The sequence below is a fragment of the Amycolatopsis sp. lyj-346 genome (assembly GCF_046548975.1).
In the GTDB taxonomy this organism is placed as follows: domain Bacteria; phylum Actinomycetota; class Actinomycetes; order Mycobacteriales; family Pseudonocardiaceae; genus Amycolatopsis.
In genome coordinates, this window is the sequence record NZ_JAJPWT010000004.1 from 526,219 (window position 1) to 548,896 (window position 22,678).

Below are 22,678 nucleotides of genomic sequence, written 5' to 3' on the forward strand. Positions count from 1 at the left end.
GCCTTCCGGGCGGCGTCGTCGATTACGCCGGAGGTAATCAGCGCGGCGGCCGGACGCGGCGGGCGCGGATCGCGTCTTCGCCACCGTAACGGCCGATGACCGCCGCCAGGAGGGCGCGCGCGTCCGCCACCCGCTCGGCGCCGTACGACGCGACGAGTTCCTCCTGGAGTTCCCGCCGCAGCACCCGCGTCGCTTCGACGGCGGCGAGCGCGTGCCCGGTCAGGTGCAGCAGCTTCGTCCGTCCGTCCGACGGGTCGGCTTCGCGCCGCAGCAGGCCCCTGCGTTCGAGGTCCGCGACCGCCTTCGACGCCGCCTGCTGCGTCACGCTCATCCGCTCGGCCAGCGCGGTGATGGACAGCGGCGCGGCCAGGACGTGCTGGATGACGACGCCGTCGTTGAAGCGCAGGTCGCCGAAACCCTGCCCGTCGAGCCGCCGCTGGACCTCGTCGGTCATCGCCCAGCCCGCGAAGAGCGCGGTCAGCGGCAAGCCGAGAGTGCTAGGATCCACAACCATGGTTGTGGAATCTAGCAGAGTGGTTGAATCCAGCAGAGTGCCCGCGGAGCTGGCGGAAGCGTTCGTGCGCGTGGCGCACCGGATCGTCTGGTGCACGCTGGTGACGGTCGACCGGCGCGGCCGCCCGCGCTCCCGGGTCGTCCACCCGATCTGGGAGCGGACACCGGACGGCTTGACCGGCCGTCTCTTCACCCGGCCGACTCCGCTGAAGCTCGCCCACCTGACGGCCTCGCCGTACGTGTCGTGCTCGTACTGGGACCCGCAGCACGAGGTCGCGGTGGCGGAGTGCCACGCGGAGTTCGAGGACGACGAGGAGACGCGCAAGCACCTGTGGGACCTGTTCGCGGCCACGCCCGAGCCGCTGGGGTACGACCCGAAGATCCTCGGCGGCGAGGACCACCGCGACCCGAAGATCACGGTGCTGCGCTTGACCCCCTGGCGCCTCTCGACCGGCGGCGAGGCCTGGCGGGCGGCTTAGGCGGCACCCACCCGGCGGTCGAAGACCAGGCCTTCGGCCGCCCGCAGCCCCACGCTGATGGCGCCGGTCAGCACCGCGTCCTCGCCCAGTTCGCCCTGGACCACCTTCGGCACCAGCGGGGTGAACGCGCGCAGGGCGCGGTCGATCGGCTCCAGCAGCAGGTCGGCCGCCGTGCCCATGCCGCCGCCCAGGACGATCAGCTCCGGGTCGATCACCGCCGCCACCGAGGCCACCGTGTACGCCAGGCGATCCGCTTCCGCCGCCAGTGCCTGCCGGGCCAGCTCGTCGCCTTCGCGGGCCAGGCGGAACACCTCGCGGGCCGATTTCGCCGTCCCCAGGCCGAGTTCGCGGGCGCCGCGCACGACCGACTGGGCTGCTGTCGCCTCTTCGAGGTGACCACGGGCCGGCGGGGTGGCCGGCTCGTCCGCCGCGCGCGTGCGGCCGTACGGGAGGTAGCCGATCTCGCCCGCCGCGCCGGTCGCGCCGCGGAACACCCGGCCGTCGACCATCAGGCCCATGCCGACGCCGGTGCCGATCGTGATGCAGCCGAACACCGACGCGCCGCGCGCGGCCCCGCTCTCCCACTCGCCGACCGCGGTGAGGTTCGCGTCGTTCTCGACCATCAGGTCCGGGCCCACCGCCGCTTCGAGGTCGTCGATCAGCCCCGCCCGGCCCCAGCCCGGCAGGTTCGGCGCGTGCCGGAAGCAGCGCTTCTCCGGATCGGCGACGCCGGGGGAGCCGACCACGCGGACAACGATGTCGCCCGCCGAAAGACCGGCCTCCGCGATCGCCGCGGCCGCGATCTTCCCGACCGCCGCCACCAGCGCGGCGCCGGAGCGCGCCGTGTTGCGCTCGTCGCGGCGCGCCACGAGCGTGCGGCCGAGGTCCGACACCGCGACCCGCAGGTGCTCGCGGCCGATGTCGACGCCCAGGACGTACCCCGCGGTGGGGTCGGCCTCGTACAGCACGGCCGAACGCCCGGTTCCGGTGGACGTCTGCCCGGTCGGCCGCGCCAGCCCGGCGGCCTCCAGCGCGAGCAGCGCCTGGCTCACCGTCGGCTTCGACAGCCCGGTGTCCTTCGCCACCTGCGGCCGGGTCGCCGGCCCGCCGCGGCGCAGCAGGTCCAGCACCGCCCGCTGGTTGATCTTGCGCATCCCGGCGGGGGTACCGACCGTGGGGATTTCTACGCCGGCCACCCGTGCCCGCCTCCTGTCGTCCTCGTGCTGCCCGCCCACGCTAGCCGTCCCGGCCCGGATCCGGCCGGAATACCCGCCCCGCGCGGCCGGTTGAGCGGAGCATGAGCACTCCGGGACGCGGCCGGGTCCGCGTGGCACAGGGCGCGAAGCGGGTGCGGGTGTTCCTCGGCGGGCAGGTCGTCGCGGACACGGTGCACCCCCTCCTGGTGTGGGAAGTTCCGTACTACCCCACGTACTACCTCCCGCGCGCGGACGTCGTGAGCGGCGTTCTCACCCCCTCCGGCCGGACGGCGCACTCGCCGAGCCGCGGAGAAGCTGTTCTGTCGACGATAAAGGGTGCCGGAGCCGAGGCGGTGGACGGCGCGCTGGAGTACCCGGATTCGCCGATCGAAGAGCTCCGCGGCCACGTCCGGTTCGAGTTCGCCGCGTTCGACTGGTTCGAAGAGGACGAACAGATCTTCACGCACCCGCGCGACCCCGGCGTCCGCGTCGACGTCCTGCCGAGCTCCCGGCACGTCCGGATCGAAGTCGGCGGCGTGACCGTCGCCGACTCGGTGCGGCCGCACCTGCTGTTCGAGACCGGCCTGCCGACCCGCTACTACCTGCCCCGCGTGGACGTCCGGATGGACCTGCTCGAGAAGAACGACGTCGTCACGCACTGCCCGTACAAGGGCGCCGCGGAGCACTTCGACGTGGCCGGGCACGAGGACCTCGCCTGGAGCTACCCGGCACCGCTGCCCGAGAGCATCCGCGCCGCCGGCCTGGTGGCGTTCCTCGACGAGAGGGTGGACGTCCACGTCGACGGCGTCCGGCAGGAACGCCCGAAGACGAAGTTCGCCTGACCCGCGTATAACGCCCTATGCGGCGGTGGTTTTCGCGCGGCCGAACGGGTGAAAGACACTCGCGGACGTAAACAGCTCGCGCGCACCGTGCGTGGTAATCGTGGCCCGGCTCGGACGACCGCGCCGGCGGCACGACACGAGGGAGTATCGCGTGATGCGAAGGATTGCCCGGATCGTCCTGGCACTGGGGGCCACGGCCGGCTTGCTGACGGCGACGGCCGGGATTGCCTCGGCCGCGCCGACGAAGTTCTCCGTCGCGGCGGTGCACGGCGGCGGCACGGGCGCGACGGCCGTCTCGGCGACCGGGAACATCAGCTGGTCGTCGTCCTTGAGGACGGTCACGCTGAGCAACGTCAAGGTCTTCATGAAGGGCGGGGAGTGCACTTACGTGCAGTTCTTCGGCTACCAGGGCACGACGCCGATGGACAGCACGCCCTGGTACCCGGCCGAGCCGTACCGGTGCCCGTCGTCCGATGCGGTCTACAACCTCGGGACGATCTCCTTGACCACGGACCGGCCGGGTGGGATCAACCACATGATCGCGGAGGCGCATGACGTCAGCCACTACATCCTCGGCTGGACGAACTGCGAGGTCGCCGATTCTGTCTGCTACGGCGGCCAGTACTGACGGAGACTCAAGCCGCGTGGCGGCCGTGGGCCTGCCGCCGGAAGGGGCGGGGACGCGGCTGCCCCGGTGCCGGGTCGTCCACAGTGGACCCGGACGTTGTGGCGCCGTCGTCGGCCGTGGCCGCCGGGAGCGGGGTGCCGTGGCCGCGGTGACCCCGGTGCACCGCGTACAACAATGCCAGCCCGAGTACCACGAGCAGGTGCGTGGCCAGCCGGGACAGCGTCACCTGACCCGCCGCCAGGTCGCCCGCCGACAGGCCCAGCAGCACGGCGACGAAGCCCGTCAGCAGCGGGAGCTGGCCGCCCGCCGTGCCCGGCCGGGCCGCCGCCGTCAGCAGGCCGATGCCCACCGCCAGGTTCCACGCACCGCTCTCGTGGCCGAGGTGGACGCCGTCGTGGGCGTGGGTCGTCCCGAGCAGCTGTGCGAACGCCAGGCCGAGCTGGCCGATCGCCACCAGCGCCAGCGCGATCCGCCACCCCCAGCGCTCACCGGAGGGCGCCGGTGTGCGCTCGAGGATCGCCGCGGTGAGGTCCGGCACCGGCGGGGCCGGGCGCAGCAGCATCGTGCGCCGCAGCCGTTCCGCGCCGGCGGACCACTCCCGGCACTCCGCGCAGGAGGCCAGGTGCGCGTCGGGCGAAACCGGCTCCGCCTCGCCGTCCAATCGCGCCGACAGAGCCTCGCGGCATTCCTCGCACCTCATGGTCCAGCAGTCGGACGGCGGGTCCGGAAAGTTCCCCGTCGCTGCCTCCGCCTTCCTCCCCGCCGCCACCCTCAACGGAGGCGCTTCGCGCCGCTGTATGTTTACGGATCATGACCCACCGTGAGGACGACGACCGCGTCACGGCACTGGCCCTGTCCGCCGGCCGCGGCGACCGGCGCGCGCTGGAGGCGTGGGTCCGCGCCACCCAGGCCGACGTCTGGCGCTTCCTCGCCCACCTCACCGACGTCGCCGCGGCCGACGACCTGACGCAGGAGACCTACCTTCGCGCCTTCGGCAGCCTTCGCCGCTTCGCGGGACGTTCGTCTTCGCGGACGTGGCTGCTGTCCATCGCGCGCCGCGTCGTCGTCGACCAGATCCGGGCGGCCGGCGCGCGGCCCAGGATCGCCGACACCGACTGGGAAGCCGCCGCTGAGCGCACCCGCGATCCCGCCGCCGGCTTCGAGGACCTCGTCGAACTGCGCCTGCTGCTCGACGGGCTGGAGCCGGACCGGCGCGAGGTGCTCGTCCTGACCCAGGTGCTCGGGCTCTCCTACGCCGAGGCGGCCGACGTCTGCGGTTGCCCGGTCGGCACGGTCCGCTCCCGCGTCGCCCGCGCCCGCGAGGACCTGATCCAGGCCCGGCGGGCCCGCGGGGCCGGCTGAACCGGCCCGCTGCGCCGTTCGGTGCTGTGGCGGCGCACACATTCGGCGGCTTCCACTGTCGTCTCGTCACAGAGATGGGCGAACTCGACTACTCCGCGTTGACGCACCTGCCGGGGGTCCTTAGCGTGGCGCGCACCCCGCCGCCACCCAGCAAGGGATCCCCGATGGCCCGTCCGACCACCGAACCCGCCGAGCCCGGGCAGGTCGGCCGCCGCCGCTTCCTCACCTACCTCGTCGCCGCGCCCACGCTCACCGTCGCCACGAAGCTCACCACCGACGCGGTCGCCCCGGCCACCGCCGAAGCCGTCATCCCGACGCTGCCGCAGCCGGCGGAGATCCTCGACCTCGGCGACGTCCTGCCGCTCGCCCGCACCGAGCTGCTGTTCAACCAGCTCACCGGTGGCTCCAACACGATGCGCTCGCTCTACGACCCGGTCCGCGCCACCGCGGCGACCGCGCGGGCCCGGCTGGTCGCCGCGGCCGGGGCGCGGTGGGGGGCCGACGCTTCGTGACTGTCCATACGCGACGGTGCGGTGTGGGCGCCCGACGGCCGCAGTGCCTCGTACGGCTCGCCGCCGCGCCGTACAGCTCCTCGATCCGCCTTCGTGCTTCGTCCACATCGGGCGTCACGCAGATCAGCTGGCCGGAGACCACGCGGGACGGGCGGCCCAGCGTCGGCACCACGACCTCGGCGATCGCCCGCGGACCCGCCCACGTCGTGATCACGCCGTCGGCCAGTTCGCCCGCCAGCCGCGTCGACTGCGGGCTCACCGAGCCGATCAGCACCGCGGGCCGCTGCGCACCCGGCGCGTTCACCGCGCCCGCGGCCGTGAGCGTCTCGCCGTGGACGTCCGCTTTTCCCCGCGCAGCAACGGGTGCAGTGTCTCCAGGTATTCGCGCAGGTGACGGATCGGGCGGTCGTACGAATACCCGAACTCGCCTTCGACGATGAACCGGTGGCTCAGCCCGAGGCCGAGGTGGACGGGCACCCCGGTCGCCGCCTGGACCGGTTGCCTGGAGTGACCGGCGTCACCTCCCGTGCTGTCACAGGCGTCCGGGACCCGGTGTCTTGTGGGCAGCCGGATGCCACCGGCACCGCACAGAACGGGGAACAGCATGAGCAAGGTCTGGTTCGTCACGGGTTCGTCGCGCGGCTTGGGCCGCTGCTTCGTCGAGGCCGCCCTCGGGCGCGGCGACCGGGTGGCCGCCACCGCGCGATCCACCGCGAGCTTCGACGACCTCGTCGCCACCTACGGCGATGCGGTGCTCCCCTTGGCGATGGACGTGACCGACAAGGCCGCCGTCTTCGAGACCGTGAAGCGGGCCGCCGAGCACTTCGGCCGCTTGGACGTCGTCGTGAACAACGCCGGCTACGCGCAGATCGGCGCCATCGAGGAGCTGACCGAGCCCGAGCTGCGTGCCCAGCTGGAGACCAACTTGTTCGGCCCGCTGTGGGTCATCCAGGCCGCCCTGCCGATCCTGCGCGAACAGCGCGCCGGCCACTTCGTCCAGCTGTCGTCGGCCGCGGGGATCATCGCGATGCCGCTCGGCGGGGCGTACCAGGTGTCCCGGTGGGCGGTCGAAGCCCTGAACGAAACCCTCGCCAAGGAGGTCGCCGGCTTCGGCGTCAAGGTCACGATCATCGAGCCGGGCGGCTTCGCCACCCGCGAAGGCAAGAACCCGAATCCCCTCGCCAACGGGCACGTCGCCGAACCCAGCCCGGTCTACGACGCGCTCCGCGGCCGGCTCGCCGAGGTCGCGGGCAAGCAGCCCGCCGGGGACCCGGTCGCCGCCGCCCAGGCCCTGCTCAAGGTCGTCGACGCCGCCCACCCGCCCCTGCGGGTCCTCTTCGGACGGGGCTTCTACCCGATGATCCAGCAGGCCTACGCGGACCGGCTCGCGACCTGGGCCGAGTGGCAGGACCTGTCGGCGGAGGCCCAGGGCGTGCTTCCGGCCGAAACTGTCGGTGCCGACCGGTAATGTGGAAAACGGGGGGCGCCCCCGCGGCCCGGCTCAGGCGTCGGACGAGCGCTTCCAGAGGTTGATGTCCGCGTCGGTCGCGTGGCCGTCGATCTCGGTCAGCTCCTCGGCGGAGAACTCCAGGTTGCCCAGCGCGCCGACGTTGTCCTCCAGCTGCCGGACGCTGCTCGCGCCGATCAGCACCGACGTCACCCGGCTGTCGCGCAGGGCCCAGGCCAGCGCGAGCTGCGCCAGCGACTGGCCGCGGCGGCCGGCGATGGCGTCGAGCGCGCGGACCCGGCCCAGCCGGTTCTCGTCGAGGGTGTCCGGGTCGAGGGACTTGCCCTGCGCCGCCCGGGAATCCGCCGGGACGCCCTTCAGGTACTTGTCCGTCAGCAAGCCCTGGGCCAGCGGCGAGAAGGCGATGCACCCGGCGCCCGCTTCTTCGAGGGTGTCGAGGAGGCCGTCCTCCTCGATCCAGCGGTTGAGCATCGAGTACGACGGCTGGTGGATCAGCAGCGGCGTGCCGAGCTCGCGCAGCAGCCGCGCGGCCTCGGCGGTTCGCTCGGAACTGTAGGACGAGATCCCGACGTAGAGGGCCTTCCCGGCGCGGACGGCGGCGTCGAGCGCGCCGACCGTCTCCTCCAGCGGCGTCTCGGGGTCGAAGCGGTGTGAGTAGAAGATGTCGACGTAGTCCAGGCCCAGCCGCCCGAGCGACCGGTCCAGGGAGGACAGCAGGTACTTGCGGGAACCCCACTCGCCGTACGGGCCGGGCCACATGTCGTAGCCGGCCTTGGTGGAGATCACCAGCTCGTCGCGGTAGGGCCGGAAGTCGGCCGCCAGCAGCCGTCCGAAGTTCTCCTCGGCCGAGCCGTAGGGCGGGCCGTAGTTGTTGGCCAGGTCGAAGTGGGTGATGCCCAGGTCGAAGGCGCGGCGGGTGATGGCGCGCTGGGTCTCCAGTGGCCGGTCGTGGCCGAAGTTGTGCCACAGCCCGAGCGAGACGGCGGGCAGTTTGAGCCCGGAACGCCCGCAGCGCCGGAAGGGCATCGAGTCGTATCGGCCGGAAGCGGCAACGTGGGTCACGCGCCCGATGTTAGCCCGCTCTTCGGGTACGCTCCGGTGAGCGACCGCTTAGGAGGCACGTGGTGGGCACCGGATTCTTCACCTCCGTCGACGACGTGTCGGCGAAGCTCGCCGAGGTGGGCTACCTGGCCTCCACGGCGGTGGCGACCACCGTGTTCCTCGCCGACCGGCTCGGCAAGCCGCTGCTGGTCGAGGGGCCCGCCGGCGTCGGCAAGACCGAGCTCGCCAAGGCCGTCGCCCAGGTCAGCGGCTCGCGGCTGGTGCGGCTGCAGTGCTACGAGGGCATCGACGAGGCCCGCGCGCTCTACGAGTGGAACCACGCGAAGCAGCTGCTGCGGATCACCGCCGGCCGCGACGAGACGTGGGAGGACGCGCGCACCGACATCTTCGGCGAGGAATTCCTGCTGCGCCGTCCGCTGCTCACCGCGATCTCCTCCGACGAGCCGACCGTGCTGCTGATCGACGAGACCGACAAGGCCGACATGGAGGTCGAGGGCCTCCTGCTGGAAGTGCTCGGCGACTTCCAGGTCACCGTCCCGGAGCTCGGCACCATCACCGCCACGCGGGCGCCGTTCGCCGTGCTGACGTCCAACGCGACGCGCGAGCTGTCCGAGGCGCTGCGCCGCCGGTGCCTGTTCCTGCACATCGACTTCCCGGACGAGGACCTCGAACGCGACATCGTCCGGCTCAAGGTCCCCGGGATCGACGCCGCTCTCGCCGATTCCGTCGTCCGGGTGATCGCCGCGCTGCGCGCGATGGACCTGCGCAAGCTGCCGTCGGTCGCGGAGACCATCGACTGGGCGCGGACCCTGCTCGCGCTCGGGGCGGCCACGCTGGACGAGCGGGTCGTGCGGGAGAGCCTGGGCGTCGTGCTCAAGCACCAGGACGACATCGCGAAGGCGGGCGCCGGCCTGAAGCTCGAACAGGTACTGGACGCGTCGTGACCGGCGGCGTGCCGGAGCGGCTCGCGGCGTTCGTCAAGGCGCTCCGGGCCCAGGGCATTCCGGCCGGTCCGGCCGAGACGGTCGACGCCGCCGCGGCCCTGGAAGTGCTCGGCCTCGACGATCGTGAACTGGTCCGCGAGGGCCTGGCCGCGGCGCTGGTCCGCCGCGGCGGGCAACGCGCGGTCTTCGACGCCGCGTTCGACCTCTACTTCCCGGCGGCGATCGGCGCGCCCGAACGGGCCCGGGAAGACCGGCCGTCGACGCTGGAAGAGCTGCGTGAGGAACTGGCCGCCGCGCTCGCGGACGGCGACCAGCAGGCGTTGTCCCAGCTGGCCGGGCTCGCCGTCGACATGCTGGGCCAGTACGGGTCGGCGTCCGGCCCGGGCGGCGGCTTCTCCGCCCACCAGACCCTGGAGCGGCTCCAGCCGCAGACGCTGATCGCGCGGGTGCTGGCCGCGGTCCGCGGTGGGGGCGCGCGCGGCGAGTTCACCGACCGGCTCGACCGCGACGAGATCCGCCGCCGCGTCGAAGGCTTCCGCGGGCAGATCCGCACGGAGGCGCGCCGCCGCGCGGCCGAGGTCCGCGGTCGCGAGCGCGTCGCCAAGCACGCCATCGCCCCTTCACCCGACCGGGTCGACTTCCTCATCGCGAGCCGGAACCAGCTCGCCGAGCTGCGCCGCACCATCCAGCCGCTGTCCCGCAAGCTGGCGACGCGCTTGGCCGCCCGTCGCAAGCGGACCACGCGCGGGCAGATCGACCTGCGCCGCACGCTGCGGCGGTCGCTGTCGACCGGCGGGGTGCCGCTGCGGCCCGCCTACCGCCACCGGCGGCTCGGACGGCCGGAAATCGTCCTGCTGTGCGATCTTTCCGGTTCGGTGGCCGGGTTCGCGAACTTCACCATGCTGCTGGTGCAGGCGCTGCGCGACCAGTTCGGCAAGATCCGCGTGTTCGCCTTCGTCGACAGCACCGACGAGGTCACCCACCTGATCACCACCGGCGCGGCCGACCCCGGGCACCTCGGTGCCCGCATGCTGGCCGAGGCGGCGCTGGTGCGCTGGGACGGCCACAGCGACTACGGCGGGTCCCTGCGCCAGTTCACCGCGAACTGGCTCGACGCGGTCGGCCCGCGGACGTCGGTGCTGATCCTCGGCGACGCCCGCACCAACGGCGGCGACCCGAACCTCGACGCGGTCCGCGAGATCAAGGCCCGCGCTCGCCACGTCTACTGGCTCAACCCGGAGCGGCGGTCGCTGTGGTCCACGGGGGACTCGGCGGCCCTGGAGTACGCCGGGGTCGTCGAGATGCACGAGTGCCGCACGGTGCACCAGCTCGGCACGCTGGTCACCCGCCTGCTGCCGGTGTGAGCCACGCGTCGATGTCCCGCAGGATCTTCGCCTTGGTCGCTTCGGGCGCGAAGGACGCCGTGACGCTCGCGCGGGCGAAGTCCGCCATCGTGGTGTCGTCGTAGCCGAACGCCCGTTGCACGCGGGCGTACTCCCCGGCCAGGCCGGCCCCGGTGACCGACGGGACGTCGGTGTTGAGCGTGACCGTCAGGCCCGCGTCGAGCAGCCGGGGGAGCGGGTGCTCGGGCAGCGACGGCACCAGCCCCAGCGTCACGTTCGACGACGGGCACACCTCCAGGGCCAGGCCCCGGTCGCGGACTTCGGCGACCAGTGCGGGGTCGTCGAGGACGCGGATGCCGTGGCCGAGCCGTTCGGTGCGGCCCACTTCGAGGGCTTCGCGGATGCTGTCGGGCCCGGCGTCTTCGCCGGTGTGGTGCAGCAGGTGGAGGCCGGCCGCGCGGGCCTTCTCGAAGAGCGCCGCGAACGGCCGCAGCGAGTGGTTTTCCTCGCCCGCCATGCCGATCGCGAAGACTTCGTCGTACTTCAGCGCGAGGTCGAGGGTGCGTCCGGCCCGCTCGACCGACCGGCGCCGGGAGTGGTCGAGCAGCAGCCGCCACTCCGGGCCGCTGCTCTGGGAAAGTCCGTTGAGGACGGCGGCCAGCGGCATTTCGAGGTCGCCCAGCCGTTCCCCGTGCGAAGCCGCGGTGAAGGTGACTTCGGCGTAGCGCGTGCCTTGGGCGGCTTCGTCCTCACAGTACTCGCGCGCGATGCGTTCGAAGTCCTCCGGACGCCGGAGGCAGGACCGGATGAGCGCGTTGTAGTCGGCGAAGGCGCGGAAGCCGTCGAACACCGGGGGCTCGCCCGGGACGTCGACACCGTTCGCCTCGCCCAGCTCGCGGAGCGTGGCCGGGCGGATCGTGCTCTCCAGGTGAACGTGCAGGTGGGCCTTGGGCAGGGCGGCCAGGTCGCGCATGATCGCGAGCTTAGGACGCCGCGGCGGCGATCCGCGCGGTCATTTCGGGGCCGGCCTCGGCGGGCCCAGGTTTTGGGTTTCGTCACACGGGGAACCTCCGGGTGGTTCGTCCGCGTTGTCAGGATGACCGGAACCGATGAGGGAGGGCCACCGTGCCTTTGATGAAGAAGCTGACCATGCTGGCCGGCGCTGCCGGTGCGGCTCGTGCCTACGCCAAGAAGAACCCCGACAAGGTGAACCAGGCCGTCGGGAAGGCCGCGAAGTTCGTCGACGACAAGACCAAGGGCAAGTACCACCACAAGATCGCCGGCGCGGTCCGGAAGGTCAACTCGGTGACCGGGCAGCCGGGCCACCCCGGACAGGGCACCGCCCGGTAGGTCACCCGGCGGTCAGCACCTCCAGGAGCCCTTCGCCGTACTTGGCGAGCTTGTTCTCGCCGACGCCGCTGACCGTGCCCAGATCCGCCAGTGACGACGGTCGTTGCGTGGCGATCTGGCGCAGGGTCGCGTCGTGGAAGACGACGTAGGCGGGCACGCCCTGTTCCTTCGCGACGCCGGCCCGCCAGGCCCGCAGGCGTTCGAACAGCGGGGCCGCCTCCGCGGGCATGTCCACGGCGACCGCGGCCTTCTTGGAGCTGCGGACCTTCGCGGCGGCGGCCCGCTCGGGTTCGCGGCGCAGCAGCACCTGGCGATCGCCGCCCAGCACCTCCGCGCTGGCTTCGGTGAGCACGAGCGAGCCGTAGTCGCCTTCGACGGCGAGCAGGCCCTGGGCGAGCAGCTGGCGCACCACGGCCCGCCACTCCGGCTCGCGCAGCTCGGTGCCGATGCCGAACGTCTTGAGCGTGTCGTGCTGGAACTGCGTGACCTTGGGCGTGGACTTGCCGAGCAGGATGTCGATGATCTGGCCGGCGCCGAACTTCTGGCGCCGTTCGTTGCGCAGCCGCACGACGGTCGACAGCAGCTTCTGCGCCGGGATCGTGCCGTCCCACTTCTCCGGCGGGTTCAGGCACGTGTCGCAGTTGCCGCAGGGGCCGGCCTGCTGCCCGAAGTAGTTGAGGATCTGCACGCGACGGCATTCCACCGTTTCGCACAGCGCGAGCATCGCGTTCAGGTGCGCGCCCAGCCGCCGCCGGTGCGCCTCGTCACCCTCGGAGGTGTCGATCATCTTGCGCTGCTGGACGACGTCCTGCAGCCCGTACGCGAGCCAGGCGGTCGAGGGCAGGCCGTCGCGTCCGGCCCGGCCGGTCTCCTGGTAGTAGCCCTCGACCGATTTCGGCAGGTCGAGGTGCGCGACGAACCGGACGTCCGGTTTGTCGATGCCCATCCCGAACGCGATCGTCGCGACGACGATCAGCCCGTCTTCGCGCAGGAACCGCGACTGGTGCTTCGCGCGGGTGCGCGCGTCGAGCCCCGCGTGGTAGGGCACCGCCGGAATCCCGTTCTGCACCAGGAACTCCGCGGTCTTCTCGACCGAGTTCCGGGACAGGCAGTAGACGATTCCCGCGTCTCCTGGGTGCTCGGTGCGTAGCAGCTCCAGCAACTGCCGCTGCGGCGAATTCTTGCCGACGATCCGGTACTGGATGTTCGGCCGGTCGAAGCTCGCGACGAAGTGCCGGGCCTCGCCGAGGTTCAGCCGGGCCGCGATCTCCTTGTGCGTGGCCTCGGTCGCGGTGGCGGTCAGCGCGATCCGCGGCACGTCCGGCCACCGCTCGTGCAGCGCGGAGAGCTGGAGGTAGTCGGGCCGGAAGTCGTGGCCCCACTGGGCGACGCAGTGCGCTTCGTCGATCGCGAACAGCGAGATCTTGCCGCGGTCGAGCAGCCGCACGGTGGATTCGACCGAAAGCCGTTCCGGCGCCAGGTAGAGCAGGTCGAGCTCGCCGTTGAGGAACGCCGTCTCGACCTCCTGCCGCGCCGCGTAGTCCTGGGTGGAGTTGAGGAAACCGGCGCGGACGCCGGCGTTGCGCAGCGCGTCGACCTGGTCCTGCATCAGCGCGATCAGCGGCGAGACCACCACACCTACACCGGGCCGCACGAGCGCGGGAATCTGGTAGCACAACGATTTCCCGCCACCGGTCGGCATCAGCACGAGCGCGTCGCCGCCGGCGATCACGTGCTCGACGATCGCCGCCTGATCGCCGCGGAAGCTGTCGTAGCCGAACACGCGCCGGAGGGTCTCCAGCGCGTCGGACACGGGTGCGAGGTCGGTCTCTGCCACCCGCCCGACTATAGAGCGGGGGTCCGACAGTTCCGGCCCGCCCCGCCGCTGGTGGCAGAATGCGGCGGGTGCAGTACTGGCCCGTTCCCGATCTCGCCGCGTATTTCGGCGGCGCCTGGCACCTGGACCGGGAAATCCGCACCGCGGACGGCGACCCCGCGGGCGAGGTGACCGGCACCGCCACCTTCACCGAGGTCGACGGCGTCCTCGTCTACCACGAGGAGGGCGAGCTGCGGCTCGGCGGCCACACCGGGCCGGTCACGCGGACCCTGCACTACCGCCCGGCGGGCCCGGGCCGCGCGGCGGTCCACTTCGACCACGGCGGCTTCTTCCACGACCTCGACCTGCGCGACGGCCGCTGGACGGCGGACCACCCCTGCCGCGCCGACCACTACCGCGGGGAGTACCACGTGCTCGGCGCCGCCCGGTGGCGGCAGGAGTGGGCGGTGCGCGGGCCGGCGAAGGACCACGTCATCGTCAGCCGGTTCACCCGCTAGACGATGCCGGGCGATGGTCTCGTCGTCCTTGCCGTCGAGGAACAGCGCGGCCGTGGAACCGCGGGCCGGTGCCGATCGGGGGAGGGGCTACGCGGCGTAACCGTCGTCACCGCCTCCGCGACGGGGACGGGCATCCGGCCGTATCGCCGCCGCCGGACGGCCGAATCCCGAGGTCAGGCGCCCCCTGCCCGTTTTCGGCCGAGGTAATCCGGGAACACCGGACGCACGGGGGCTTGACATTCCTTGAAGGAGTTTGAGCGATGCCCACATGGCTGATCGTCTTGATCGTCGTCGTGGCCGTCGCGGTGCTCGGCGCCGTGATCTGGCTGGTGACGCAAGAGATGCAACGAAAACGACTGCAGCAGCGGTTCGGTCCGGAGTACGACCGCACGGTCGCGGAGAAGGACAGCCCTCGTGCCGCGCAGCGCGAACTCGCCGAGCGGGAACGCCGGCACAAGGAGCTCGACATCCGGCCGCTGTCGGCGTCGGCGCGGGAGCGCTACGCCCGGGAATGGGCGCAGATCCAGGAAAAGTTCGTCGACCAGCCCTCCGTCGCGGTCGCCGAGGCCGACCAGGTCCTGAACTCGCTGATGGCCGAACGCGGGTACCCGACCGAGGGCTACGAGCAGCAGCTGGCCGATCTTTCCGTGCGGCACGCGAAGACCCTCGAGAACTACCGGGCCGCGCACGCCACGCAGCAGAAGCGCGACGGAGCGTCCACTGAGGACCTGCGCGACGCGATGGTGCGCTACCGCGACGTGTTCGAGGACCTGCTGACCGACGGCGCCGACGACGAGCAGCACGACCGCCACGACCGCCGGAACGGTCACGACCACAGTGGTCACGACCACGACCACGACCGCGCCGAAAAGCGTGCCGACCGGCACGAGACCGAGCGCCAGGCGTCCGCGAGCCCGCGGACCGAGTCGAATGGAGGACGTTGACCATGACCGATCACCTGACGCGGCACAACGCCGAGGACGACCGGGACCTGACCGGGCGTGAGGACGTCCACGAAACCGGCTACCGGGACGAGGGCACCACCGACGTCCCCGGCCAGGACCGGGCCGCCTTCCGCGAACCGGGCACGGACGGCGACGACCAGAACCTGAGCACCGCCGACCTGGCCTCCGCCGGGCGGCAGGACGCCGACGACACCACCAGTCCCGCCGAATCGGGCGGGGACATCGAGTCGCCCGCCGAATCGGGCGGGGACGTGGAGACGCCCGCCGCGTCGGCCGGGGACGTCGAGGCGCCCACGCTGATCGACGAGGAGAAGGTCACCGGGTTCCGCGACCGCTGGCAGAACGTCCAGACCGGCTTCGTCGACGACCCGAAGCAGGCGGTCCGGCAGGCCGACGAACTGGTCGCCGCCGTGATCAGCGCGCTGGCCACCACCTTCGCCGAGCACAAGAGCGACCTGGAAGCCCAGTGGCAGCAGGGCGAACCGGCCACCGAGGAGCTGCGGATCGCGCTGCGCCGCTACCGCTCGTTCTTCGACCAGCTGCTGCCGCGCTAGCGGCCGCGTTTCCCGGCGGGCATGATCGGGTAAGCACGCCGGGAAACGTGTCGGCAAACGGGAGGCAGCCGGATGAACGTGGCCGATCTGCTCGTCGAAGGGTTCGGCCGGGTCCAGGGCACGGTGCACGCGGCGGTCGAGGGACTGACCGCGAAGCAGCTCGGGACCCGGCCGGGCGGCGAAGCCAACTCGATCGCCTGGCTGGTGTGGCACCTCACCCGCGTCCAGGACGACCACGTCGCCGACGTCGCGGGGACGGAGCAGGTGTGGACCGGCGGGGACTGGCTGTCCCGGTTCGGCCTCCCGTTCCCGGCGGGCGACACCGGCTACGGCCACCGCCCGGCCGACGTCGAGGCGGTCCGGGTCGACGAACCGGCGCTGCTCACCGGCTACTACGACGCCGTGCACGAGCAGACCGTCCGGTTCGTCACCGGCCTCGACGCCGAAGCCCTCGACCGGATCGTCGACGAGGCCTGGGACCCGCCGGTGTCCCTCGGCGTGCGCCTGATCAGCGTCCTCGACGACGACATCCAGCACGCCGGGCAGGCGATGTACGTCCGCGGCCTGCTCGGGCAAGGCTAGGTCAGCAGGCCTCGTAGCCGTCCTCGCGGTGGTCGGCGAGGCGCTGCGGCCCCGGGCCGTCGGTGCCGAGCCGGTCACCCGGGTTGGCGAGCCGGCACTTGGCCAGGGACATGCAGCCGCAGCCGATGCAGTCGTCCAGCTGGTCGCGCAGCTGCTCCAGCTGCCGGATCCGCGCGTTCAGGTCGTCCTGCCAGCAGCGGGAGATCCGGGCCCAGTCGGTGCGGGTGGGCGTGCGGTCGTCGGACAGCAGGCCGAGCACTTCCCGGATCTTCGAAAGCGGCATGCCGACCCGCTGGGACATCCGGATGAACGTCACCCGCCGCAGCGTGTCCCGGCGGTAGCGCCGCTGGTTGCCCGCGGTGCGGCGGCTGTGGATGAGACCTTCGTCCTCGTAGAAGCGCAGGGCCGAGGCGGGTACTCCGCTGCGCCGGGAGAGTTCGCCGACCGTCAGGTCGGCCAGCGGCCGGGCTGGGGCGTTCACCATGGCCCACAGCCAACCACAGCAGCACCCTTGACTTCAAGGGAACTTGAAGTTCCATCCTGGTGCGGAGAGCAACAACGCCGGGGTGTCAAGGAGGAAGTGTGTCGGAAACGTCGATCCGCGTCGCGGTGATCGTGGGAAGTGTCCGGGAAGGACGGTTCGGGCCGGTGGTGGCGGACTGGCTCGCGAGCGTCGCGGACGCGCACGGCGGCTTCGAAGTCGACGTCGTCGACCTCGCCGAGCCCGATCTCCCGCTGGTCATGCCGGCGTTCGGTGCCACACCGTCCGCGACGGTCGTCGCCGAGGTCGCGAAGGTGGCTCCGCGGCTCGAAGCCGCCGACGCCTTCGTCGTGGTCACCCCGGAGTACAACCACAGCTACCCGGCTTCACTCAAGAACGCCATCGACTGGCACCGGCCCGAATGGCGGGCCAAGCCGGTCGCTTTCGTGTCCTACGGCGGGGTTTCGGGCGGCCTGCGTGCGGTCGAGCACCTGCGCGCGGTCTTCGCGGAGCTCCACGCGGTGACCATCCGCGAGACGGTCAGCTTCCACGGCGCCCAGGCGCGGTTCGGCGAGGACGGCGTGCCGAACGACGCCGGAGCGGAAGTCGCGGCGAAGGCGATGCTCGACCAGCTGGGCTGGTGGGCGCGGTCGCTGACCGAGGCGCGGGCGGCGCGGCCCTACCCCGGCTGAGGCGGCAAGCCGCCATGTCGACATCGGCGCTCACGCCTGGCACGTCTGGTACGGCAGCCGGATGTCCGGACCGGCGAGGCCGACGGTGCCGTCGGTGGCGTACCCGCCTTGGGTGGCCAGTGTCGCGATCGCGGTGCAGACCAGCTGGTTGATCCCGACGCCGGCGAGCGGCCGCAGCGGGAACGGGACGTTGATCGTCGGCGGCGAGCCGGGGGTCGAGGTGATCGCCCCGGAGCCACGGGGGAGGGCGGTCGTGTACCCGTCGGCCCGCTCGTCGGTGGACGGTCCGTCCAGCAGCCTCGTCAGCGCGGACTCGACGCCCACCACCCCGTCGGACAGCCGCGCCACCGGGGCCACCCGGTCACCGAGGACGAAGTAGAGGATCAGGTCGGTGCCGCGGCCGTTGCTCGCCGGGCTCCGCAGGGTCGGTGCCGGGCCGGCCGGGACCACCGGCGTCGGCTTGATCCCGCACGCGCTCACCAGCAGCAGCACCGCGAAGACGGCGAATTTCTTCACCACTCCTCCCGGGGCAGGCGCAGCTCGAACCGGGCGCCGGTGCCGGTGTTGGCCGCGACGATGTCGCCGCCGTGCAGCCGCGCGTTCTCCCGCGCGATGGACAGCCCGAGGCCGCTGCCCTCGGACCGGGCGCGCGCGGAGTCGGCCTTGGTGAAGCGGTCGAAGACCCGCGGCAGCACGTCGGCGGGGATCCCGGGCCCGTGGTCGGTGACGGTCAGCACGACGTCGCCGCGGTCCTGCCGCAGCACCACCTCGACCGGCGGCGCGCCGTGCCGCAGCGCGTTGCCGACCAGGTTCGCCACGACGATGTCGAGCCGCCGCCGGTCGAGCTGGGCGGTGAGCCCGGCCGGCAGGTCGGCGGTCAGCTCGGGGCCGGGCTCCCAGCCCCGAGCGGCGAGGCTGTCGGTGATCGCCGCGGCGACGTCCAGCGGCTCCCGGCGCAGCTCCGCCCGGCCGGCGTCGAACCGGGAGATTTCGATCAGGTCCTGCACCAGCCGGGTCAGCCGCCGTGTCTCGGCCGACACCAGCCGCGCCGCGACCGCGGTGTCCGGCGGGAGCTGCTCGGCGTCCTCGTCGAGGACGTCGGTGACGGCGTTCATCGCCGCCAGCGGGGTGCGCAGCTCGTGGGAGACGTCGGCGACGAACCGCCGCGCGTCGGCCTCCATCGCCCGCAGGGTGCCGACCGTGCGCTCCAGCTCCGCGGCGGTGTGGTTGAACGTCGTGACCAGCTGCGCGAGCTCGTCGGAGCCCTTCGCGCGCAGCCGCACGTCCAGCCGGCCGCGGCCGAGCTGGCTCGCCGCGGTGTTCAGCGCGCGCACCGGCCGCAGCACCTGCCGGGCCGCGAGCAGCGCGACCCCGACCGCGAACGGCAGGGCGAGCGCGGAGTACAGCCAGGCGTTGCGGGCCAGCTCGTCGATCGCGTCCTGCTGGTCGGTCAGCCGCGTCATCGCGTAGACCTCGAGACCGCTCGGCCTGCCGCTGCCGGTCTGCACCGGGACGCCGACGAAGAACAGCGGGAAGCCTTGGACGTCGACGCGCTGGAACTGGATGTTGGTGCCGGCGGCCACGGCCTGGCGCAGGTCACCCGGCACGTCGTCGATCGACAGGCTCGACGACGAGTGCAGGTCGCGGTAGACGACGAGCGCGTTGCTGGACTTGAGGGCCGTCGCGAAGGCGTCGACCGTGGCCTGGGACGGCGGCAGCGACACGGTGGGCAGGTACGCGACGATCTGGTCGCGCAGCTTCAGCATCGTCTGGTCCTGGACGCCTTCCAGGATGGCCCGGCGGGCGAAGACGTAGCTCACGCCGGCCGCGGTGGTGGCGCCGAGGATCATGATGACCGCGAAGGCGGCGACCAGCCGGGGCCGCAGCCCGGCGAGCCACGACCGGATCCGCGGTGCCGTCACGACCGGCCGAACCGGTAGCCGAACCCCCGGACCGTCTGCACGTGCTCCGGTTTCGCCGGCACGTCCTCGATCTTCGCGCGCAGCCGCTGCACGCAGGCGTCGACGAGCCGGGAGTCCCCGAGGTAGTCGTGGTCCCACACGGCGGAGAGGATCTGCTGGCGGCTGTACACCTGCCCGGGCGTGCGCGAGAGCTCCAGCAGCAGTTTCAGCTCGGTCGGGGTCAGCGACACCGGCACGCCGCGCTTGGTCACTTCGAGCGCGGCCCGGTCGATGACGAGGTCGCCGTGCCGCTCCTCGGCGGCCGGCTGCCCGGCCGGCCGTTCGGCGGCCGACCGGCGCAGGACCGCCCGGATCCGCGCGTCGAGCACCCGCGGCTCGACCGGCTTGGCGACGTAGTCGTCCGCGCCCGCTTCGAGCCCGGCGACGATGTCGAAGTCGTCGCTGCGCGCGGTGAGCATGATGATCGGGACCGGGCCGGCCGCCCGCATCCGGCGGCAGGTCTCGAAGCCGTCCATGCCGGGCAGCATCAGGTCGAGCACGACGATGTCGGGCCGGTGGTGCACGAGCACCTCGATGCCGAGCTCGCCCGATTCCGCGGTGCGCACCCCGTGCCCCTGCCTGCGCAGGGCCAGCTGCAGCCCTTCCCGCACCGCCGCGTCGTCCTCTACCACCAGTACCTCGGCCACGGCGCCATTATTCGGAAAAGCGCACGTCGTGGCGACCCGGGCGGATCTTGTAGCGAAACCATGACATCGCGCTGACGGGATCCCGAAATGCGCGCGCCAGACTCGGGGACATGGCAGTGATCTTCTTCGAGGCACCCCCGGTGAGCCGCCGGTCCGGCACGGCGCCGGTGCTGCGAGCGGCTTCCCGCACGGCGGTGCTCGCCGCGAGCGCGGCCGGGTTCGCCCTCGCGTTCGTCGCGGCCTACCTGCTCTTCGTCCGCACGGAGGCCGGCCGCGGCGTCGAGAACGGCGTCGTCCGCAGTGCCCAGTCCGCGGGGACCACAGTGGACTGGGCGGACCCGCTGCGGCAGGCCGACCTGGTGGTGGTGCTCGGCGGGGTGGCGGTCCTGATCGTGGCGATTTCCCTGGTACGGCGCCGGCTGGCGCTCGGCGTGATGGCGCTGGTGCTGCTGGCCGCGCCCCTGGTGGTGGCGCAGCTGCTGAAGCTGTACGTCCTGGAGCGCCCGAGCACCGGCGACCGGCTCGGCGTGGCGAGCCACAACAGCTTCCCGAGCGGCCACGTCAGCGCGGCGATGGCCGTGCTCGTGGCGCTGGCGATCGTCCTGCCCCGGCGGCACCGCCTGACGGCCCTGGTGACGGGCGGCTTCGGGGTCGCCTGGGTCTCGGCGGCGGCGGTGGCACTGGGCTGGCACCGGTTGAGCGACACCGTCGGCGGCTGCTTGCTGGTCGCCGCGGTCACCTGCGCCGGGGCGGCGGTGGTGTCCGCCCGCCGCCCCGACGGTGACCGGGTGCCGCTCGTGCCGGTGCTGACCGGCTTCCTGGCCCCACCGGCGCTGGTGCTGGCCGGCTACGCGGTCCTGGCGACGGCAACGTCGGGAGCGGCCCAGTTCGTGGCGGCGCTGGTGCTGGCGGCGCTGTCGGCGATGGCGGTGGTGCTGCTGCTGGCGGGCCCGCTGCGCCGGGTCGCGTTCGACCCGGCCGAGACCCGCGTCCGCCGCCTCCGCCGGTGATCCGTGCTACCGTTTTCAGCGCCTGCCGGGATCGACAGCACATCGGGTGCCCGATTGCGGCGATGAAGGCGCCGGCATCGCATTGCAGGTCGGTTCGAAGGAGCCGGCCAGGAAATGATCAGCAGTAAGATACCGACTGGTGACAGGTAAGCGGTAAAAGTCCCTCAAAGCGTGCCTACGACGGGCTTGCAGAGGGAGCGACACCGCTGTTTGCAGGTCTGGTGCTTCCCCGGTCGTCCGTCATCGGCCGGGGACTACCGGTGCTCACAGACCGAGTGCCGTCCGGAGTGCGGTCACCGCCGCCGCGACGGCCGTTCCCGCGCCACCGGCGCTCGAAGCAAGAGCGACCAAGGCGTTGAGCCGGCGCAGCATGCCGGGCTTGTCCGGCTCCTTGGCCGACAGTTCCTTGCTCACACCCGCGATGGTGTCTTCGGCTTGGTCGGCGACCTCGTCGCTCACCTTGCCGCGCAACCCGCTGACTTCCGCTTCGAGCTTCTCCACGAGCGCGGCGAGGTCGGCACTCTGCGAACCCATGTTCACGTCTCGTACCGTGACCGTGGACTTCGACGCCACGATGCCGGCCGAACCGTGGACGACGGTTTCGTTCTTCTCCTGCACGAGATCTCCTCCATTGATGAAATAGAAGTTGCCCCTGGGGCGCTCCAGCGCCTCGGACAGCATGGCCGCCGTGTCGGTGAGCTTGCGGGCGAGGCCCTTGCTCGACACCTGGTCGCTCAGAACCTGCAGCATCCAGACGCGGTCGGCGTAGTAGCCGTGCGCCGCGTCGATGACCTCGGTCAGGTATTCGTGCTGGGTGAGTCCGTGCCGGGTGCGCCGCAGCAGCTTGCCGCACATGTCGTCGAGGAAGTCCTCGACCCCGTGGCCGGGCACCAGGCGACCGGACCGGCAGAAGCCCAGGACGGTTTCCAGCGCCGCCAAGTCCGCGTGCAGGTGCGAAACCTGGACGCGCAGCCGCCGCAGGAGTTCACGGTCGGAATCCGCCGTGTCGGCGATGGTCCAGCACGACACCGGCGTGTCCGCGACGATGGGTGCGGTGTGCCAGAGCCGAACGGGTGGTGTCTCACCCTTCGGACGTTGCCGCACCTCCAGGAAGACACCGGGCGTCCCGACCGAAACCCACCACCGTGGCGGGGTGAAGCCGTCGAGGCCGCGGCGGGTCGTAGCGCTCAGGAGGTGACCGGCGAGAGCCGGGCCGAAGTGGGCCAGGGGCTGGAATGCGTCCTCGCCGCCTCGGATGCGTGCCTGCACGCCGAGCGCTGCCCGGACCCCCGCACCGACTGTCTCCAGATTCAGTCCGCGGAAGTCGAGATCGCAGAAGAACCCGATCTCGAACCTGCCGACGACACCGTCGCTGTAGAACCTCCTGAACAGGGGGCGGAGCCGGACCTTGAACGGAAGCCGGGGTTCCGTTCCGCTCAACCGCGACAGGACGATCCTTTTCCGCCCGTCGACGTAGTACGACTCGTTCAGCCAGGGTGACGGGTTTCCGCGCATCCGCCGCCGAACCGGCCCGAGGCCCCGGATGAAGTCCGTCCGGCAGTCGTCCCGCGAGCCGCGAGGGTGGACTCGCAACGGGTGCGGCCACCTCGGCGAGTCGATGCGGTGGCCCGGAGCGGCCAGCAGCCCCCGGACGTCGACGACCGGGTGCTGCACCACGACCAGCACGGCACCACCCCCTCCCGCCTGTCCGGTGATCGGCTCGGCGATCTCCGCTGTTACACGCGAACGATAC

General features: G+C 72.1%; 27 protein-coding genes and 1 pseudogene. 15 read left to right on the forward strand and 13 right to left on the reverse strand.

Annotated elements, in window-relative coordinates; translation table 11 throughout:
* Positions 1–37 precede the first annotated feature (37 nt).
* Positions 38–514, reverse strand: coding sequence for a MarR family winged helix-turn-helix transcriptional regulator (locus ACLJQE_RS17390; RefSeq protein ID WP_410640254.1), 477 nt, complete (start codon positions 512–514; stop codon positions 38–40).
* On the opposite strand from ACLJQE_RS17390, the gene ACLJQE_RS17395 reads away from it, so the two are divergent.
* Complete coding sequence (locus ACLJQE_RS17395; protein WP_410640256.1) at positions 513–992, forward strand: pyridoxamine 5'-phosphate oxidase family protein; 480 nt, start codon at positions 513–515, stop codon at positions 990–992. The two genes, ACLJQE_RS17390 and ACLJQE_RS17395, sit on opposite strands and share 2 nt — an antisense overlap.
* Here the strand turns inward: ACLJQE_RS17395 and ACLJQE_RS17400 are convergent.
* Positions 989–2,188 carry an ROK family protein gene (locus tag ACLJQE_RS17400; RefSeq protein WP_410640257.1) on the reverse strand — a complete coding sequence of 400 codons (1,200 nt, stop codon included), beginning with the start codon at positions 2,186–2,188 and terminating at the stop codon, positions 989–991. The genes ACLJQE_RS17395 and ACLJQE_RS17400 overlap by 4 nt on opposite strands.
* A gap of 101 nt (positions 2,189–2,289) precedes the next feature.
* Here ACLJQE_RS17400 and ACLJQE_RS17405 point away from each other — a divergent pair, with 101 nt between their 5' ends.
* Positions 2,290–3,030: a DUF427 domain-containing protein gene (locus ACLJQE_RS17405; protein ID WP_410640258.1), complete on the forward strand. Its 741-nt coding sequence runs from the start codon at positions 2,290–2,292 to the stop codon at positions 3,028–3,030.
* Positions 3,031–3,181: 151 nt separating this feature from the next.
* The gene (locus tag ACLJQE_RS17410; RefSeq protein ID WP_410640259.1) at positions 3,182–3,658 is read left to right on the forward strand and encodes a hypothetical protein; all 477 of its coding nucleotides are present in this window, start codon (positions 3,182–3,184) and stop codon (positions 3,656–3,658) included.
* Between the two features lie 7 nt (positions 3,659–3,665).
* Here the strand turns inward: ACLJQE_RS17410 and ACLJQE_RS17415 are convergent, their stop codons facing one another.
* Entirely contained in the window at positions 3,666–4,358 is a 693-nt protein-coding gene (locus tag ACLJQE_RS17415; RefSeq protein ID WP_410640260.1) for a zf-HC2 domain-containing protein, read from the reverse strand.
* A 110-nt stretch (positions 4,359–4,468) separates the two neighbouring features.
* On the opposite strand from ACLJQE_RS17415, the gene sigC reads away from it, so the two are divergent.
* Together sigC and ACLJQE_RS17425 are read left to right on the forward strand one after the other, a co-directional pair.
* On the forward strand, positions 4,469–5,020 hold the full coding sequence (sigC, locus tag ACLJQE_RS17420) for an RNA polymerase sigma factor SigC (RefSeq protein WP_410640261.1): 552 nt from the start codon (positions 4,469–4,471) through the stop codon (positions 5,018–5,020).
* A gap of 164 nt (positions 5,021–5,184) precedes the next feature.
* A pseudogene (locus ACLJQE_RS17425) lies at positions 5,185–5,529 on the forward strand (xanthine dehydrogenase family protein molybdopterin-binding subunit); the annotation flags it as partial.
* On the opposite strand, the gene ACLJQE_RS17430 reads toward ACLJQE_RS17425, so the two are convergent.
* A complete protein-coding gene (locus tag ACLJQE_RS17430; protein WP_410640262.1) occupies positions 5,414–5,836 on the reverse strand; it encodes an LLM class flavin-dependent oxidoreductase in 423 nt (140 codons plus the stop codon). The pseudogene ACLJQE_RS17425 and the gene ACLJQE_RS17430 sit on opposite strands and share 116 nt — an antisense overlap.
* On the reverse strand, positions 5,833–6,138 hold the full coding sequence (locus ACLJQE_RS17435) for a hypothetical protein (RefSeq protein WP_410640263.1): 306 nt from the start codon (positions 6,136–6,138) through the stop codon (positions 5,833–5,835). Before ACLJQE_RS17435 ends, ACLJQE_RS17430 begins: the two co-directional genes overlap by 4 nt.
* Here ACLJQE_RS17435 and ACLJQE_RS17440 point away from each other — a divergent pair.
* Complete coding sequence (locus tag ACLJQE_RS17440) at positions 6,137–7,000, forward strand: SDR family NAD(P)-dependent oxidoreductase (RefSeq protein WP_410640264.1); 864 nt, start codon at positions 6,137–6,139, stop codon at positions 6,998–7,000. The two genes, ACLJQE_RS17435 and ACLJQE_RS17440, sit on opposite strands and share 2 nt — an antisense overlap.
* A 33-nt stretch (positions 7,001–7,033) precedes the next feature.
* Here ACLJQE_RS17440 and mgrA read toward each other — a convergent pair whose 3' ends face one another.
* Entirely contained in the window at positions 7,034–8,062 is a 1,029-nt protein-coding gene (mgrA, locus tag ACLJQE_RS17445) for an L-glyceraldehyde 3-phosphate reductase (RefSeq protein WP_410640265.1), read from the reverse strand.
* Between the two features lie 62 nt (positions 8,063–8,124).
* Here mgrA and ACLJQE_RS17450 point away from each other — a divergent pair, with 62 nt between their 5' ends.
* Together ACLJQE_RS17450 and ACLJQE_RS17455 are read left to right on the forward strand one after the other, a co-directional pair.
* A complete protein-coding gene (locus ACLJQE_RS17450) occupies positions 8,125–9,006 on the forward strand; it encodes an AAA family ATPase (protein WP_410640266.1) in 882 nt (293 codons plus the stop codon).
* On the forward strand, positions 9,003–10,370 hold the full coding sequence (locus tag ACLJQE_RS17455) for a vWA domain-containing protein (protein WP_410640267.1): 1,368 nt from the start codon (positions 9,003–9,005) through the stop codon (positions 10,368–10,370). Before ACLJQE_RS17450 ends, ACLJQE_RS17455 begins: the two co-directional genes overlap by 4 nt.
* Here ACLJQE_RS17455 and add read toward each other — a convergent pair.
* Entirely contained in the window at positions 10,348–11,322 is a 975-nt protein-coding gene (gene add, locus ACLJQE_RS17460; protein ID WP_410640268.1) for an adenosine deaminase, read from the reverse strand. The two genes, ACLJQE_RS17455 and add, sit on opposite strands and share 23 nt — an antisense overlap.
* A gap of 152 nt (positions 11,323–11,474) precedes the next feature.
* Between add and ACLJQE_RS17465 the strand changes: the two genes are divergently transcribed.
* Positions 11,475–11,699, forward strand: a complete 225-nt coding sequence (locus tag ACLJQE_RS17465; protein ID WP_410640269.1) for an antitoxin — start codon at positions 11,475–11,477, stop codon at positions 11,697–11,699.
* 1 nt (position 11,700) lies between these two features.
* On the opposite strand, the gene recQ is transcribed toward ACLJQE_RS17465, so the two are convergent.
* Positions 11,701–13,536 carry a DNA helicase RecQ gene (gene recQ / locus ACLJQE_RS17470; RefSeq protein WP_410640270.1) on the reverse strand — a complete coding sequence of 612 codons (1,836 nt, stop codon included), beginning with the start codon at positions 13,534–13,536 and terminating at the stop codon, positions 11,701–11,703.
* A 59-nt stretch (positions 13,537–13,595) separates the two neighbouring features.
* Between recQ and ACLJQE_RS17475 the strand changes: the two genes are divergently transcribed.
* The 4 genes from ACLJQE_RS17475 to ACLJQE_RS17490 all read left to right on the forward strand — a co-directional run bounded on the left by ACLJQE_RS17475 (position 13,596) and on the right by ACLJQE_RS17490 (position 16,134).
* Complete coding sequence (locus tag ACLJQE_RS17475; RefSeq protein WP_410640271.1) at positions 13,596–14,033, forward strand: DUF6314 family protein; 438 nt, start codon at positions 13,596–13,598, stop codon at positions 14,031–14,033.
* 260 nt (positions 14,034–14,293) lie between these two features.
* Positions 14,294–14,977, forward strand: a complete 684-nt coding sequence (locus tag ACLJQE_RS17480; protein WP_410640273.1) for a hypothetical protein — start codon at positions 14,294–14,296, stop codon at positions 14,975–14,977.
* Between the two features lie 2 nt (positions 14,978–14,979).
* Positions 14,980–15,552, forward strand: a complete 573-nt coding sequence (locus ACLJQE_RS17485; RefSeq protein ID WP_410640274.1) for a hypothetical protein — start codon at positions 14,980–14,982, stop codon at positions 15,550–15,552.
* A gap of 72 nt (positions 15,553–15,624) precedes the next feature.
* Entirely contained in the window at positions 15,625–16,134 is a 510-nt protein-coding gene (locus ACLJQE_RS17490) for a mycothiol transferase (protein ID WP_410640275.1), read from the forward strand.
* A gap of 1 nt (position 16,135) precedes the next feature.
* Here ACLJQE_RS17490 and soxR read toward each other — a convergent pair whose 3' ends face one another.
* The gene (gene soxR / locus ACLJQE_RS17495) at positions 16,136–16,618 is read right to left on the reverse strand and encodes a redox-sensitive transcriptional activator SoxR (protein WP_410640276.1); all 483 of its coding nucleotides are present in this window, start codon (positions 16,616–16,618) and stop codon (positions 16,136–16,138) included.
* A gap of 98 nt (positions 16,619–16,716) precedes the next feature.
* On the opposite strand from soxR, the gene ACLJQE_RS17500 reads away from it, so the two are divergent.
* Positions 16,717–17,307: an NADPH-dependent FMN reductase gene (locus tag ACLJQE_RS17500; protein ID WP_410640277.1), complete on the forward strand. Its 591-nt coding sequence runs from the start codon at positions 16,717–16,719 to the stop codon at positions 17,305–17,307.
* A 30-nt stretch (positions 17,308–17,337) separates the two neighbouring features.
* Here the strand turns inward: ACLJQE_RS17500 and ACLJQE_RS17505 are convergent, their stop codons facing one another.
* Genes ACLJQE_RS17505 through ACLJQE_RS17515 form a run of 3 tightly spaced genes read right to left on the reverse strand, consistent with a single transcriptional unit; the run spans position 17,338 to position 19,915 of the window.
* Positions 17,338–17,823, reverse strand: a complete 486-nt coding sequence (locus ACLJQE_RS17505; protein ID WP_410640278.1) for a hypothetical protein — start codon at positions 17,821–17,823, stop codon at positions 17,338–17,340.
* A complete protein-coding gene (locus tag ACLJQE_RS17510; protein WP_410640279.1) occupies positions 17,820–19,229 on the reverse strand; it encodes an ATP-binding protein in 1,410 nt (469 codons plus the stop codon). The genes ACLJQE_RS17505 and ACLJQE_RS17510 overlap by 4 nt, the downstream gene beginning before the upstream one ends.
* Positions 19,226–19,915, reverse strand: coding sequence for a response regulator (locus tag ACLJQE_RS17515; protein WP_410640280.1), 690 nt, complete (start codon positions 19,913–19,915; stop codon positions 19,226–19,228). The genes ACLJQE_RS17510 and ACLJQE_RS17515 overlap by 4 nt, the downstream gene beginning before the upstream one ends.
* Positions 19,916–20,025: 110 nt before the next feature.
* Here ACLJQE_RS17515 and ACLJQE_RS17520 point away from each other — a divergent pair, with 110 nt between their 5' ends.
* Positions 20,026–20,925, forward strand: coding sequence for a phosphatase PAP2 family protein (locus tag ACLJQE_RS17520; protein WP_410640281.1), 900 nt, complete (start codon positions 20,026–20,028; stop codon positions 20,923–20,925).
* A 264-nt stretch (positions 20,926–21,189) separates the two neighbouring features.
* Here ACLJQE_RS17520 and ACLJQE_RS17525 read toward each other — a convergent pair whose 3' ends face one another.
* The gene (locus ACLJQE_RS17525; protein ID WP_410640282.1) at positions 21,190–22,611 is read right to left on the reverse strand and encodes a hypothetical protein; all 1,422 of its coding nucleotides are present in this window, start codon (positions 22,609–22,611) and stop codon (positions 21,190–21,192) included.
* Between the last annotated feature and the right edge of the window lie 67 nt (positions 22,612–22,678).